The organism is Oscillibacter acetigenes (assembly GCF_025567605.1).
GTDB lineage: Bacteria > Bacillota > Clostridia > Oscillospirales > Oscillospiraceae > Oscillibacter > Oscillibacter welbionis.
In genome coordinates, this window is record NZ_JAOQKG010000008.1 from 51,692 (window position 1) to 65,635 (window position 13,944).

The following is a 13,944-nucleotide window of genomic DNA, read 5'->3' on the forward strand; positions in this document are numbered from 1 at the left end:
GAAGCCGCTGGCATTCACAGATTTCTATACTGTCTAATTTGTTATAGAATTGACATTCCTCGCAGAAAGGGACTATACTATACATGCTGACAAGCACTCAAAACGGCAAATTTCGAGACGGCCCCCGCTTGGGGGCCAAACCGAACGAGGAGGATCAAGCATGAAAGACATTGTAGAGATCCGATGGCACGGCCGGGGCGGCCAGGGCGCCAAAACGGCGTCGCTGCTGCTGGCGGACGCGGCGTTCAACACGGGCAAGTATGTCCAGGGCTTCCCGGAGTACGGTCCCGAGCGCATGGGCGCGCCCATCACCGCCTACAACCGGATCAGCTCCGAGCGGAGCACCGTCCATTCCAACATCTACTTCCCGGACTATGTGGTGGTCGTGGATGAGACCCTGCTGTCCGCCGTGGACGTGACCGCCGGATTGAAGAAGGAAGGCGCCATCGTCATCAACTCCAGCAAGTCCCCCGCGGAGCTGCGGCCCCTGCTGAAGGGCTATGAGGGCCGGGTCTGCACCATCGACGCCGGTAAGATCAGCGAGGAGGAGCTGGGCAAGAACTTCCCCAACACCCCCATGCTGGCCGCCATCGTAAGGGTGTCCGGCGTCATCGGGGAAGAGGAGTTCATCAAGGATATGGAGGGCTCCTTCAAGCACAAGTTCGCCAGCAAGCCCCAGGTCATCGAGGGCAACATGCGGGCGCTGAAGAGATCTCTGGAGGAGGTGCAGGTAGGATGAGCCATCTGGCGAAGGATATGACCCCGGACGTGACCTGGAAGGACATCACCCCGGGCTGCAACATTTATGAGGGCGGCACGTCCAGCGTGGTGGAGACCGGCGACTGGCGGACCATGAAGCCCGTGATCGATTGGGACAAGTGCCGGCAGTGCCTGCTGTGCGCACCGGTGTGCCCGGATATGTCCATCCCGGTGAACGGCGAGGGCAAGCGGGAGGACTTCGACTACTTCTTCTGCAAGGGCTGCGGCATCTGCGCCAACACCTGCCCCTTCGGGGCCATCACTATGGTCAAGGACGAGAAATAAGGAGGGGAAGGAACAATGGGAATCAGAGAAAGACTTTCCGGCAATGAGGCGGTCGCCTATGCCATGAAGCAGATCAACCCGGATGTGATGGGCGCGTATCCCATCACGCCGTCCACGGAGATCCCCCAGTACTTCTCTACATACGTGGACAACGGGGAAGTGGACACGCTGTTCATCGCGGTGGAGAGCGAGCACAGCGCCATGTCTACCTGCATCGGCGCGGAGGCTGCCGGCTGCCGTGCCATTTCCGCCACCTCCTCCTGCGGCCTGTGCTACATGACGGAGATGCTGTACGTGGCGGCCTCCGACCGGCTGCCCATCACGCTGGCCGTCTCCTGCCGCGCCCTGTCCGGCCCCATCAACATCAACAACGACCACTCCGACGCCATGGGCGTGCGGGATGCCGGCTGGCTGATGCTGTTTGCGGAGACGAACCAGGAGGCCTACGACAACTACCTGCAGGCCATGCGGATCGCGGAGGCGGTGAGCCTGCCCATCATGGTGTGCCAGGACGGCTTCATCACCTCCCACGCCATCGAGAACATCGAGCTGGTGGAGACAGAGAAGGTCAAGGAGTTCGTGGGTGAGTACAAGCCCGCCCACGCGCTGCTGAAGCCCGGCGAGCCCATGGCCGTGGGCGCCTACGCCACGCCCGTGTACTACATGGAGGCCAAGCGGCAGCAGGCCCAGGCCATGATGGACGCCAAGGACGTGATCCGCAAGGTGGGCAAGGAATTCGGCGAGATGACCGGCCGGACCTACGGCCTGATCGAGACCTATATGATGGACGACGCTGAGGAGGCCATCGTCATCATCGGCTCCTCCGCCGGCACCGCCAAGGAGGCCATCAACGAGCTGCGGGCCCAGGGCAAGAAGGTGGGCCAGATCAAGGTCCGCTCCTTCCGTCCCTTCCCCAGTGAGGATATCTGCGAAGCCCTGAAGAACGTGAAGGCCTTCGCCGTGATGGACAAGGACGACAGCTTCAACGCCCACTGCGGCCCCATGTTCGCGGAGGTCACGGCCAGCCTGTACGCGGCGGGCATCAGCGGCCCCAAGGGCATCAACTACATCTACGGCCTGGGCGGCCGCGACGTGCGGGTGGAGAGCATCCAGCACGTGTTCGCGGAGCTGGAGAAGATCGCGGCCACCGGCGAGGTGGGCGAGACCTATCGCTACCTGGACGTCCGGGAATAAGGAGGGAAAACAGTCATGGCATATAGTCTGAAAGAAAACCTGATGAAAGAGGACCGCCTGTCCGGCGGCCACAGAATGTGCGCGGGCTGCGGCTCTCCCATCGCGGTGCGGACGGTGCTGCGTGCCCTGAACCCGGAGGACAAGGCGGTGGTGTGCTCCGCCACCAGCTGCCTGGAGGTCTCCACCTTCATGTACCCCTACACGGCGTGGAAGGACAGCTTCATCCACAACGCCTTTGAAAATGCGGCGGCCACGATCTCCGGCGTGGAGACGGCATACCGGGCGATGAAGAAGCGGGGCAAACTGGATGATACGTACAAGTTCATCGCCTTCGGCGGCGACGGCGGCACCTACGACATCGGCTTCCAGAGCCTGTCCGGCGCCATGGAGCGCGGCCACGACATGGTGTATGTCTGCTACGACAACGAGGCATACATGAACACCGGCATCCAGCGTTCCTCCTCCACCCCCCACTTTGCCGACACCACCACCACGCCTCAGGGCACGGTGATCCCCGGCAAGATGCAGCAGAAGAAGAACCTGACGAAGATCATGGTGGCCCACGGGATCCCCTATGTGGCCCAGACCACGTTCATCGGAAACTTCAAGGACATCACGGAGAAGGCCCACAAGGCCATCTACACCCCCGGCGCGGCGTTCCTGAACGTGATGGCGCCCTGCCCCCGCGGCTGGCGGTATCCCAGCGAGAAGCTGATGGAGGTCACCAAGATGGCGGTGGAGACCTGCGTGTGGCCGCTGTACGAGGTGGTTGAGGGCAAGTACATCCTCAGCTACAAGCCCAAGAACAAGCTGCCGGTGGAGGAGTACCTGAAGATGCAGGGCCGCTTTGCCCACATGTTTAAGCCCGGCAACGAGTGGATGATCGAAGAGGTCCAGAAGGAAGTGGACAAAAACTGGGAGGAGCTCCTCAAGCTCTGCGAGCTGTAAGCAGTCCTTCCGCACTCTCCATATCAGTACGAAGGGTTGGCCTTTGGGCCAACCCTTTTGCTGTTTTTGGCATGATTTTTGGAGGGTTTTGCCCGCTGCTCCGGAATTGACAGGCATCCTCCGGGGGGTATAATAGAATCAATGATTTTCAGGAGGATCGGATGCTATGGAAAATACTGTTTTAGAAAAATTTCACCAGGGCCGCCAGAGCCTGGGAACCTTCTCCGCCATCGGCAGCCCCCTGGCGGTGGAGAGCCTGCGTTATACCGGACTGGACTATGTGATCGTGGACACGGAGCACTCCCCCGCCGGGATCGAATCCGCTGCGGCCCAGATCGCCGCCGCCCAGGGCGCAGGCCTGACGGCCCTGGCCCGGGCCAATGAGATCTCCCGCACGGCAGTGCTGCGGCTGCTGGACGTGGGTGCCCAGGGTGTGGTGGTCCCCTGCGTGGAGACCGTGGAGGAAGTCCGGGAGCTGGTCCGGTATGCCAAGTTCGCGCCTCTGGGGAACCGGGGCTTCTGCCCCACCCGGGACGGCGGCTGGGGCCACGCCGCCCATGCGGTCTCCATTTCCGGCTATATGGAGACCAGCAACCGGGAGACGCTGCTGCTGCCCCAGTGCGAAACTGTGGGCTGCCTGGAGCACATTGAGGAGATCACCGCTATGGACGGTGTAGACGGCATCTTTGTGGGGCCCTTTGACCTGTCCATTGCCCTGGGCCACCCCGGCGAGTTCAACGCACCGGTGGTCCATGACGCCATCCTGCGGGTCCAGGCGGCCTGCAAGCGCAGCGGCAAGCTCTCCATCATCTTTACCGGCAGTGCGGCAGCCAGCCGCCAGCGGTTTGCCGAGGGCTTTGACAGCGTTACCATGGGCATGGACTCCCTGTTCTATGTAGAGATGTACAAAAATCTGGTAGCGGACGTTTGGGGCAAGTAAGTCCCCGACGCAAAGAAACCCGGCGCGGATTTCCGCGCCGGGTCCCTTTTTATTCCGTCTCTTCCGGCTTCTGTTCCGCTGCGAACTCTCCCAGGCCAAAGTCCTTTTCCACACTGGCAGTATCCCGCTCCAGCATGGTCTCCATTACCCGGATGTCGCTGTCCACATCCATGGCGTCGGCCTTGTACAGCTCGTCCAGCTGGTGCTCAAAGCCCTTGATAATCAGGTCCATGGTGGACTCGATCCGGGCTTTGGCCTGGCGGAGGTTCTCCCCCTCCACCCCGGCAGCCTCAAACTCCGCGTAGGAGTCCAACAGCTTCTGGGTAGTAGGCAGGTAGTAGTTCAGGAAGGTATCGATCCGGTCTCGCTTCTTCGGGTCCTCCTCCACCGCCCGGAAGATCTTGGCGGTGATGGTCTCCAGCCGGTCGATCTTGGCAGAGAGTCCCGGGTCCGCGATGGCGTCGTTGGCCCGGCGGATCCTCCGCAGGATTCCGGAGCAGCCCTCCTCCGTCTCCTTGGGGGGCGGCGCCGCGGCCGCCTCCTCCTGCCGGCGCTTCTGTTTCAGGTCCGCGTCCGCCTGGCCGCTGCGGAAGAGATACCCCAGCTCCATGTTCAGATACGCCTCATCCCCGAAGTAGCCTTTATCGATCATCTTCTGCAGGTCCTTCTCCACCCGGTCCCTGGAATAGCCCAGGGTGCGGCACAGCTGTTCCACTGCCATAGCCTCGTAATTCCCAACCACGGCCAGATACTTGTTGTACCGCTTCAGACTGCGGCCGATGGAGACCCCGCTGCAGAACATAGCCCCACCGGCAGCAGCAATGGCTAAGGCCCACAGCAGCTCTTCGATATACCAAGGCTCCACGCCGCCCAGCCAAATCATCATCTCGATGGTGGACCAGCAGGCCGCCAGGCCGCAGACCGCCAGCACCGCGCCAATGATCTTCAGCCACTTGGCGTTAGACTTCTTCACCGCCGGGGACTTCATGGCGCTGCGCACGGCCTTTTTGGTCCTGCCGGCAGTCCCGGCGGATGCGGCGGCCGCCGGCTCCGGCGCCGCCGTCTGCAGCGGGGGCGGGGCCTGCCTCCGCTTCTGCCCGTCGTTTCCGAAGAGTTTGACCAGCAGCATCACCAGGGCGATGGGCCACAGGCCGACGGCGAAGAGGATTACGATGGCTATCCAAGCGCCAACGCCTTCCTGCTTCTGTTTCTTTCCGGCCACGGCACTCAGTCCTCCTTCTGCTTCAGTTTCCGCTTGTTGCCCTGGTCATCCACCACATAGGTGTGGTCCAGCTGGCTCTTCAGGTTCCCCAGCACGGAGTCGATGTACTCCCGCCGCAATGCCGCCTGCTCCATCCGCTCCCACTCCGTCAGGCCCTCCGGTGTCTTGGCCTTCCGGGCCAGCTCGTTGATGCGGTCGATCTGCTTTTGCTCCATGTTTCGCTCCTCCTGTCAGGTCTCAGGCCGCTGGCGCTCGAATACCAGGTCGATGCTCTCGATAAAGCCGTAAGGCCGGCGCTGGCTTTTGGGGATGCATCCCACATATCGCCAGCCATCCGCCGCCCGGCGGACGATGACCTCCCGATGAGCAGCGGTCTCCCGCAAGTAAAACCCGTAGACCTCGCCGCAGGATACCTCTTCAAACTCGTATTCCAGCACGCTGCACCCTCCTCTCTCAAATATATCGCTTCACCACAATGGCGGTGCGGCCCTTTTTCGTGACGCCGCCCACCGCCGCCAACTGAAATTTTCCAAATCCCCGGGCGGAGACCGTGTCCCCCTCTGTAAGCAGCTTGTCCGCCTTCGTACAGGGCCGCCAGTTCACCTGGACGTGGCCGGAAGAGATCATATCCACCGCCTTCCCTCTCGCCATCCGAAAACCGGTGGAACACACCGCATCCAGCCGCAGGGAACTGACCGTGTCCCGCACCTCCTCGCACCGCACCTCCGGGATGTGGAGGTGGGCGGCGGGGATCTCCGTCACCGTCAGCTTCGCCCGGCCGGCGCTGTTCCAGCTGGAGAGCAGGAAATCCGCCACCGTGTCCAGCACGATCAGGTCCGCACTCTCCGGGGACACCAGAATGTCCCCTACCTTCTCCCGGACGATGCCCATACCCATGAGGCTGCCCAGGATGTCCCGGTGGTTCAGCCGGTCGTCCGGCCGGAAGGCCCCCCGCAGACATCGGAGCGGGGGCTCCGCCGTCTCCGGCTCCATCCAGTCCGGCAGGAAAAGCAGGATGTTCCGCTCCGCTCCCTGGTAGCCTCCCTGACGGAGCCAAGCGGTCTCCGGGATGCCCGCAAGACGCAGCAGGTCCCCGGCCATCATCTGCTGCTGTGGGGAGAGAAAGTCCGTACAGGCGGGAATATTGCGCTCCTCCGCCTGGGCAGCCCGGTCCAGGACCTTGGCCAGCAGCAGCCGGTCCTCCCCCTCGGCCCCGCAGCGGTCCAGCAACTTACTCTTTTCCATGGCCGATCAGCTCCTGCGTCCGCACCAGCTCCGCATAAGCGCCATTTTTCGCCATCAGCTGGTCGTGGCTGCCCAGCTCCGTGATGCGGCCGTCCTCAATGACGGCGATCCGGTCCGCATTGCGGACGGTGGAAAGCCGGTGGGCAATGATGATGGTGGTGCGGCCGTGGGCCAGCTTCTCAAAGGTCTCCTGGAGCTTGGCCTCCGTCACGCTGTCCAGGGCGGAGGTGGCCTCGTCCAGAATCAGCACCGGCGGGTCCTTCAGGAAGATCCGGGCGATGGAGATGCGCTGCTTCTGTCCGCCGGAGAGCAGGGTGCCCCGTTCCCCCACATAGGTGTTGAACCCCTCCGGCAGGGCCACGATGTCGTCATAGATCTCCGCCAGCTTCGCCGCCCGGGCCACCTCCTCCTCCGAGGCGCCGGGCTTGCCGTAGCGGATGTTCTCCAGAATGCTGGCGGCGAAGAGGAATACATCCTGCTGCACCACGCCCACATTCTGCCGCAGGGACTCCTGGGTCACCTGCCGGACGTCGTGGCCGTCGATGCGGACCGCGCCGTCCGTCACATCGTAGAACCGGGGGATCAGCTGGCACAGAGTAGATTTACCACCGCCGGAGGGCCCCACCACGGCGATGGTCTCGCCGGGGCGAATGTGGAGGTCCACGTCGTGGAGCACCGCCATGTCATCCTGATAGGCGAAGGACACATGGTCCACGTCGATGCGCCCCTCCACCCGGGAAAGAGTGGTGGCATCGGGGGCATCCTGCATGGCAGGCTCCTCCCGCATCAGCTCCACAAACCGGGCAAAGCCGGCGGTGCCGTTGGCAAACAGCTCCGCAAAGGTGGAGAGCTTGCGCACCGGGTTCACGAAGGTCGTGATATACAGGCTGAAGGTGATGAGGTCCACCGTGTCCATCCGGCCCTGCATGATGAGGAAGCCGCCCACGGAGATCACCGCCACGGAGAGGATGCACAGGAAGAACTCCATCACCGCGTTGAACCGGCCCATGGCCCGGTGGAACGCCCGCTTGGAGGTCTTGAAGCTGTCGTTGGACACGTCGAACTTCTCCAGCTCCGCCTCCTCATTGGCAAAGGCCTTGGCGGTCTTGATGCCCGAGAGGCCCGACTCGATGTCGGCGTTGATGGTGGCCGTCCGCTGCTTCACCTTGATCGAGGCGTCCTGCATGGACTTGCGGCACTTCCACACCACCAGGAAGAACACAGGGATGATGCAGGCGATCACCAGAGCCAGCTGCCACTGGATGGTGAACATGATGGCCAGCGCGCCCACAATGGTAACGCCGGAGATGAAGATGTCCTCCGGTCCGTGGTGGGCCAGCTCCGTGATGTCGAACAGGTCCGCCGTCAGGCGGCTCATCAGCTGTCCGGTGCGGTTGCGGTCGTAGTAGTCGAAGCTCAGCTCCTGCATGTGGCGGAACAGGTCCCGGCGGATGTCCGCCTCCACCAGGATGCCGAAGGTGTGGCCGTAATAGCAGATGATATAGGTGAACACGGACCGCAGGATGTATGCGCAGAACACCACCGCCATCACGGCGAAGAAGGTCCGGTAGGCGCTCTCAGGCAGCAGCTGGTACATGCACCACCGGGAGACGTAGGGAAACGCCAGATCGATCACGGCGATCATCAGGGCGCAGCACATATCCAGGAAAAACAGCTTCCGGTGGGGCTTGAAGTAGGACAGGAAGATCCGCAGGGCGGAGCTCTCCTGAAACTGTCGGGTCGTCATGGTACTCTCCTTTTTCTTTATCAATTCATATCTAAAAAATGATAGCACACTTTTCCCCCGCGCGCAATGAAATATCCCCGAATGTCATCCAACATCCGGGGATATCGCCATGTTGTTTTTTCAGGAATTGGACAAATACTCGCCCATCATATAGCCGGTGGTGGTTACGCCGCCGGAGGCCACAAAGCTGATCTGATACCAGCCGTTCCCGGCGCTCTGCACCACCCGGACGGAGTCGCCGTTGGAGAGGGTCGCCAGAATCTCACTGCTGGTGTTGGCCTGCGCGCGGACCCGCACGCCGTTCCCGGCGTTGACCACCACCGCGGTCCCCGCTGTCAGCGTGCTGCCGGACGCGGTGCTGCCGCCGCTGGCAGACGTAGATGTGCCGGTGCTGCCGCCCCGGACCCGCACCAGGCAGGTGCCCTTGCCGGAGCCGTCCGTCACCGTCAGGGTGGCCTGTCCGGAGGAGATGGCCGTCACCCGGCCGGTGGAATCCACGGAGGCAATGCCGTCATCGCTGCTGCTCCAGGTATAAGTGCCGCTGCCGCCGGAGACAGTCAGGGGAATGGGCTCATCTCCCACGGACATGGTGAACTCCGTCCGGGGGGAACCCAGGTAGGCGATGGTCAGTGTCTCCGGCAGGGTGGAGGGATCCGTCTGGGCGGGTGTGGTGGTGCCGCCGTCATTCGGGTCTTCCATCTCGCCGGTGCCGCCGCTCTCCGGCATGGTCACGCCGTCTCCCCCCTCCGGGTCCGCCGTATCAGGGTCCGGCGGCTGGGGCGTCACATCCTCTGTGGAAGTGTCCTGGGTCTCCTCTCCGCCGGAGAGGCGCTGGGCGATCCGGTCGCCGAAGAGCAGGTAGACCAGCAGCGCCGCCATAATGACGATCAGCACAATCAGAATGGGACTCAGCAGATTGGGCTGGCGGCCGCGGGCGGCCGTCCGTTTGCCGCCCCGTCCGGGGGCGGTCCTGCGGATCTGTGCACCGCTCTGCAGCGCCTCTTCCTCCTCGCAGAAGGGGCAGCTCTTGTATGTATCGGAATACTTTTCCCCGCAGATGGGGCAGCGTTTCATGGCCATGGGTCATCCTCCCGCGTAACAGCTTTTCATAATTTACATAATATCGGCTTTTCCCAGTGCCGTCAAGACCGGAAGCGTCGATTCCCTGGGAAATTTACGCTTTTTCCGCGGTTCCGCTTGCTTTTGGGGAGCGCCTCTTCTATAATGGACGCAAAAGAACGCGGTTTTGTTTCACAGAACTGGGAGATTTTAGGGGGAATCGGGAACATGAACACCATCCTGATCGGGATTGCGGGAGGCACCGGCTCCGGAAAGACCACTCTGACCCGGCATTTGAAGGAACACTTCGGCAAAGACGTGACCGTCATCGGCCATGACAGCTATTACAAGCGCCAGGTGGGCAGGACCTATGAGGAGCGGGCCAAGGTGAACTATGACCACCCCAACGCCTTTGACACGGACCTGCTGATCCGCCACCTGCAGGAGCTGAAGGCCGGACGCTCCATCCAGTGCCCCGTCTACTCCTTTGTGGAGCACAACCGCACCGACCAAACCGTGGAGATCCAGCCCGCCAAGGTCATCATTGTGGAGGGCATTCTGATCTTCCAGAACCCCACTCTGCGGGATATGTTCGACATCAAGATCTTTGTGGAGACGGACGCGGACGAGCGGATCCTCCGCCGGGCCCTGCGGGATGTGGAGGAGCGGGGCCGGACGCTCCAGTCCGTGGTCTCCCAGTATCTCACCACTGTGAAGCCCATGCATGAGCAGTATGTGGAGCCCTCCCGGAAGTACGCGGACATCGTGGTGCTGGAGGGCGGCCACAACCTGGTGGCCCTGGACATGATCATGCAGCGGATCCAGCACCACATCGATGGGAAGTGACGGCCCGCCGCCAGATGGGCACAAGCCGCCCGCCGGGATTCTCCGGCGGGCGGCTTGTGCGTATTACAGCGGACACCAGATCACCGGCACACCATGGTCCTCCAGCAGCGCGGCCAGATCGTCCAGATTCAAAAACGTGGTAGCGGTGTTCTCCAGCGGATGGACGCCCACGGTCCGGCCCCGCAAAGACGCATCCAACACCACGGTGACCGTGCCGGCAGGCGCCCGGAGGGCCCCCAGCGGCGTCACCTGTCCCGGCAGCAGGCCCAGAAGCCGCTCCAGGTCTGCGGCGTCCGCAAATCTCAGAGGACGGCTATCCAGTGTCCGGCGCAGGGCCTTCAGGTCTGCCGTCCGGCCGCCGTCTATGGCCACCAGATAGTACCGCCGCTTCTTGTCGTCCCGCAGGAAGAGGTTTTTCAAGATCCGCTCCTCCCCCGGCAGACAGAGTGCGTGGAGCTCCTCCATGCTCCATACCGCCGGGTGCGCCGTCTCCTCATAGGGGATATTCCGCGCCCGCAACAGGGCATACAGGTCCTGGCGGTCTATCCTCATACCCCCGCGAAGCGGAACACCACGCCCACCACGGCAGAGGCGGCGATGAACACGATGGGATGGAGATTCTTCGTGGGTTTCACCCAATTGGTCAGTGCCAGCAGCACCGCCGCCAGGATCAGGCCCGGCCAGCTGATGAGGCCCGCCAGGCCGCCGTCCCCCAGCTGGAACTGGTTGAACAGCCCCGTCTCCGGCGACGCCACCACGATGTTGGTGAGCACCTCAAGTACCACGGACACGCAGGCCGCGCCGATCAGCCCCGTAGAGGCAGGCCGCAGTCCGTAGAAGGCCCGGTCTACATATCGGTTCTCCCGGAAGTTCCGCAGCAGGGCGGCAATAATCAGGATCACGATGATGGAGGGCGTCACCTCTCCCAATGTGGCGATCACCGCGCCGGGGACACCGGCAACGGTGAAGCCCACATAGGTGGCCATGTTGATGCCGATGGGGCCGGGGGTGGACTCGGACACCGCCAGCATGTTCATGAGCTGGGCCTGGGTGAACCAGCCGGTGGCCTCCCCGATGTCGTGGAGGAAGGGCAGCGTGGCCATACCGCCGCCGATGGCAAAGAGTCCGGTCTTGAAAAACTCCCAGAACAGGCGCAGATAGATCATGCCCCCTTCACCTCCCAGTTCTTCAGCAGGATACCCAGCACTGCGGCCGCGAGGATGAACCACACCGGGGACACATCCATCACCGCGCTGCCCACCAGCACTGCCAGGAAAATCGCTGCCGTGGGCTTATCCACCACGGACTTCTTCAGCAGCTTCACCGTAGCGTTGAAAATCAGGACGCACACGCACACCTGAATGCCCGCAAAGGCGTTCTGGACCCAGGCCAGGTCCGCGAAGTTGTTGATGAGCCCCGCCAGGATGGAGATAATGACCAGAGACGGGAACACCACCCCCAGGGTGGCCACAATGCCCCCGGCGATGCCCTTGTATTTCTGGCCGATGAACGTGGCCGTGTTGACAGCGATGATCCCCGGCGTGCACTGCCCGATGGCATAGTAGTCCGTCAGTTCCTCCTCTGTGGCCCAGTGCTTGTTCTCCACCACTTCCCGCTGGAGAATCGGCAGCATCGCCATGCCGCCGCCGAAGGTCATGACCCCCATCTTCGCGAAGGTCCAAAACAATGTCCAAAGCTCTTTCAACCCTATCTCCCCCTGTCTCTCACTCTGTATATCCGTACAGGCCCCGGACGGACACCTCGCCGGACCGCACGGTCTTCACCGCGCCGTCCGGCCTCCGCACCACCAGGCCGAATTCCTCATCGATGTCCAATGCCTCCGCCGTCTCGCCGCCTCCGTCCGGGCGCAGCAGCCGCACGGTCCGGCCCAGATTCACGCACCGCCGCCGGTACTCGGCCAGATAAGGACCAGTCTCCCCTGCCGCCAGGGCTGCGCAGAGGCGGTCCACCTCCCGGATGATCTCCGCCGCCAGGGCGGGCCTGGACACAGCGTGGCCCAGGGCCTGGACCAGGGAGGTTGCGATCTCCCGCACCTCGGGCGTGAAATCCTCCGGCCGCTGGGAGACATTGATTCCGATGCCCAGCACCAGCTCCTGCACGCGGGCCGTCTCCCCCTCCAGGGAGAGCTCGGTCAAAATACCGCAGAGCTTTTTCCCATCCAGCACCGGATCGTTGGGCCATTTCAGGCCGGGGCTGACGCCGCACAGCCGCTCTACGGCCCGACACACCGCTACTCCAGCCATGGCCGTCACCGGCGACAGCCGCTCCGGCGGCAGATCCGGCCGCAGCAGGGCCGTCAGGTAGATCCCCTGGCCGCCGGGGGACTGAAAGCTCCGGCCCAGTCGGCCCCGGCCAGCCGTCTGGCGGTCCGCCACCACCACAGTGCCGTCCGCTGCGCCCTCCGCTGCCAGCTGTCTGGCCCGGAGATTGGTGGAGTCCACCTCTGCCAGGCACACCAAGGTCCGGCCCACCCGGGCCGTCTCCCCCAGAAAGCGGCGGATCTCCGGCTCCGTCAGCACGTCCGGCGCATCCAGCAGACGGTAGCCCCGGCCGGTGCGGGCCTCCACAGTGTAGCCCTCCCTCCGCAGCGCATCCACCGCCTTCCAGATGGCCGCGCGGCTCAGTCCCAGCCGGTGGCTGATCTCCTCGCCGGAGACGAACGCCCCCTCCTGTTCCCGCAGCAGGGCCAGGACATCCTGTCGGCTCATGTTTCTCTCTCCTCTCCCATATTCATGGCTTCGAGTCTACCACGTTTTCCCCTGGTTGTAAACCGTGTCGGGGAGGAAAAGAACGGCGCCGCCCCGTTCTCCGGGCGCTGCGCCGTCCGTGGCTGTCTGGCCTGTTCAGATGGGGTCCGCCAACTCCGCCACCCGGGACTCTCCGTACACCGGAATGCCCTGGGCGCGCAGCAGCTCCGCCGTGACACCCTCTCCCGCCGTCAGCACGCCGGTAAAGGTGCCGTCGTAGACCATCCCGCTGCCGCAGGAGGGACTCCGCTCTTTCAGCAGCGCCGCCTCGCATCCCAGCAGGCGGCAGAGACGCAAGGCCTCTTCCGCGCCCCGGCGGTATTGGGCGGTGACATCGCCACCGTCCCGGGTCATCACCCGGTCTCCCCGCCGCTCCGCCGGCGGACGGGGTGTGGGCAGACCCCCCAGCTGCTCCGGACAGACGGGGACCAGGATGTGCCGCTCCGCCAGATCAGAGATCCAGGGCTGGAGCTTGGAGACCCCGTCGTACCGACAGCGGGCCCCCAGCAGACAGGCAGAGATTAGGATCCGCATCTTCTCACCGCCCGTTCATGGCCTGGTGCTCCCGCAGCAGCTCCTGATAGAGCTTCACAGCGGTCCAGGTCCGGTTGTGGGGCGTCAGCACCGCCTTCAGGCAGTCCCGCCCGATCCCCGCTTGACTCAGCGCCGGCAGAAGGCAGTCCACCTGGTCCTCCAGGCCGCACAGCACCACCATCCGCCCACCCAGAGGGCCGCCGTTGAACGGCAGTACCGTGCCGGGGTCATCATCCAGCCCCGCCAGCACCGCCAGGGGCTTGTTGTAGTCCTGCCGGGCCACCGGCACCACCTCCGCCCCGAAGGGCCCGGCGGCGGCCGCGGCAGCCAGAATGGTGGGCAGTTCCTCAAAGCCGAACAGCAGCAGTTTTCTGCTCATGAACATTCCTCATTTCTT

General features: G+C 63.4%; 18 protein-coding genes. 6 read left to right on the forward strand and 12 right to left on the reverse strand.

The genetic code is table 11. The features are described from left to right. Positions 1 to 160 precede the first annotated feature (160 nt). The 5 genes from OCV80_RS15355 to OCV80_RS15375 all read left to right on the forward strand — a co-directional run bounded on the left by OCV80_RS15355 (position 161) and on the right by OCV80_RS15375 (position 4,126). On the forward strand, positions 161 to 739 hold the full coding sequence (locus OCV80_RS15355) for a 2-oxoacid:acceptor oxidoreductase family protein (protein WP_021748585.1): 579 nt from the start codon (positions 161 to 163) through the stop codon (positions 737 to 739). Next, on the forward strand, positions 736 to 1,044 hold the full coding sequence (locus tag OCV80_RS15360; RefSeq protein ID WP_021748586.1) for a 4Fe-4S binding protein: 309 nt from the start codon (positions 736 to 738) through the stop codon (positions 1,042 to 1,044). The genes OCV80_RS15355 and OCV80_RS15360 overlap by 4 nt, the downstream gene beginning before the upstream one ends. A gap of 15 nt (positions 1,045 to 1,059) precedes the next feature. Then, positions 1,060 to 2,238, forward strand: a complete 1,179-nt coding sequence (porA, locus tag OCV80_RS15365; RefSeq protein WP_021748587.1) for a pyruvate flavodoxin/ferredoxin oxidoreductase thiamine diP-binding domain protein — start codon at positions 1,060 to 1,062, stop codon at positions 2,236 to 2,238. Between the two features lie 15 nt (positions 2,239 to 2,253). After that, positions 2,254 to 3,186 (forward strand): thiamine pyrophosphate-dependent enzyme, encoded by a 933-nt coding sequence (locus OCV80_RS15370; protein ID WP_021748588.1) that lies wholly within the window; start codon positions 2,254 to 2,256, stop codon positions 3,184 to 3,186. 166 nt (positions 3,187 to 3,352) lie between these two features. Further along, positions 3,353 to 4,126: an HpcH/HpaI aldolase family protein gene (locus OCV80_RS15375; RefSeq protein ID WP_021748589.1), complete on the forward strand. Its 774-nt coding sequence runs from the start codon at positions 3,353 to 3,355 to the stop codon at positions 4,124 to 4,126. Positions 4,127 to 4,175: 49 nt separating this feature from the next. On the opposite strand, the gene OCV80_RS15380 is transcribed toward OCV80_RS15375, so the two are convergent. From OCV80_RS15380 to OCV80_RS16470, 6 genes are all read right to left on the reverse strand, one after another. Then, entirely contained in the window at positions 4,176 to 5,348 is a 1,173-nt protein-coding gene (locus tag OCV80_RS15380; protein ID WP_119310791.1) for a 5-bromo-4-chloroindolyl phosphate hydrolysis family protein, read from the reverse strand. Between the two features lie 5 nt (positions 5,349 to 5,353). Beyond that, a complete protein-coding gene (locus tag OCV80_RS15385) occupies positions 5,354 to 5,563 on the reverse strand; it encodes a DUF896 domain-containing protein (RefSeq protein ID WP_025545125.1) in 210 nt (69 codons plus the stop codon). 15 nt (positions 5,564 to 5,578) lie between these two features. Next, positions 5,579 to 5,785, reverse strand: a complete 207-nt coding sequence (locus tag OCV80_RS15390) for a DUF4177 domain-containing protein (protein ID WP_021748592.1) — start codon at positions 5,783 to 5,785, stop codon at positions 5,579 to 5,581. 16 nt (positions 5,786 to 5,801) lie between these two features. After that, positions 5,802 to 6,593, reverse strand: coding sequence for a YlmH family RNA-binding protein (locus tag OCV80_RS15395; protein ID WP_136891634.1), 792 nt, complete (start codon positions 6,591 to 6,593; stop codon positions 5,802 to 5,804). Then, the gene (locus tag OCV80_RS15400; protein WP_036629895.1) at positions 6,580 to 8,340 is read right to left on the reverse strand and encodes an ABC transporter ATP-binding protein; all 1,761 of its coding nucleotides are present in this window, start codon (positions 8,338 to 8,340) and stop codon (positions 6,580 to 6,582) included. Before OCV80_RS15400 ends, OCV80_RS15395 begins: the two co-directional genes overlap by 14 nt. A 120-nt stretch (positions 8,341 to 8,460) precedes the next feature. Then, positions 8,461 to 9,420: an SH3 domain-containing protein gene (locus OCV80_RS16470; protein ID WP_160117408.1), complete on the reverse strand. Its 960-nt coding sequence runs from the start codon at positions 9,418 to 9,420 to the stop codon at positions 8,461 to 8,463. A 207-nt stretch (positions 9,421 to 9,627) separates the two neighbouring features. Between OCV80_RS16470 and udk the strand changes: the two genes are divergently transcribed. Then, positions 9,628 to 10,245, forward strand: a complete 618-nt coding sequence (gene udk, locus OCV80_RS15415; RefSeq protein ID WP_025545130.1) for a uridine kinase — start codon at positions 9,628 to 9,630, stop codon at positions 10,243 to 10,245. A 63-nt stretch (positions 10,246 to 10,308) separates the two neighbouring features. On the opposite strand, the gene OCV80_RS15420 is transcribed toward udk, so the two are convergent. The 6 genes from OCV80_RS15420 to OCV80_RS15445 form a co-directional block, all read right to left on the reverse strand. After that, positions 10,309 to 10,797, reverse strand: coding sequence for a YbaK/EbsC family protein (locus OCV80_RS15420; protein WP_021747362.1), 489 nt, complete (start codon positions 10,795 to 10,797; stop codon positions 10,309 to 10,311). After that, entirely contained in the window at positions 10,794 to 11,411 is a 618-nt protein-coding gene (locus tag OCV80_RS15425; RefSeq protein ID WP_021747363.1) for a chromate transporter, read from the reverse strand. Before OCV80_RS15425 ends, OCV80_RS15420 begins: the two co-directional genes overlap by 4 nt. Then, positions 11,408 to 11,950, reverse strand: coding sequence for a chromate transporter (locus OCV80_RS15430; protein ID WP_021747364.1), 543 nt, complete (start codon positions 11,948 to 11,950; stop codon positions 11,408 to 11,410). Before OCV80_RS15430 ends, OCV80_RS15425 begins: the two co-directional genes overlap by 4 nt. 19 nt (positions 11,951 to 11,969) lie before the next feature. Continuing rightward, positions 11,970 to 12,974, reverse strand: a complete 1,005-nt coding sequence (locus OCV80_RS15435) for a biotin--[acetyl-CoA-carboxylase] ligase (protein WP_021747365.1) — start codon at positions 12,972 to 12,974, stop codon at positions 11,970 to 11,972. Positions 12,975 to 13,109: 135 nt separating this feature from the next. Further along, positions 13,110 to 13,547 (reverse strand): DUF523 domain-containing protein, encoded by a 438-nt coding sequence (locus tag OCV80_RS15440; RefSeq protein WP_025545878.1) that lies wholly within the window; start codon positions 13,545 to 13,547, stop codon positions 13,110 to 13,112. A gap of 4 nt (positions 13,548 to 13,551) precedes the next feature. After that, positions 13,552 to 13,926 carry a DUF3783 domain-containing protein gene (locus tag OCV80_RS15445; protein ID WP_256264440.1) on the reverse strand — a complete coding sequence of 125 codons (375 nt, stop codon included), beginning with the start codon at positions 13,924 to 13,926 and terminating at the stop codon, positions 13,552 to 13,554. Positions 13,927 to 13,944 lie beyond the last annotated feature (18 nt).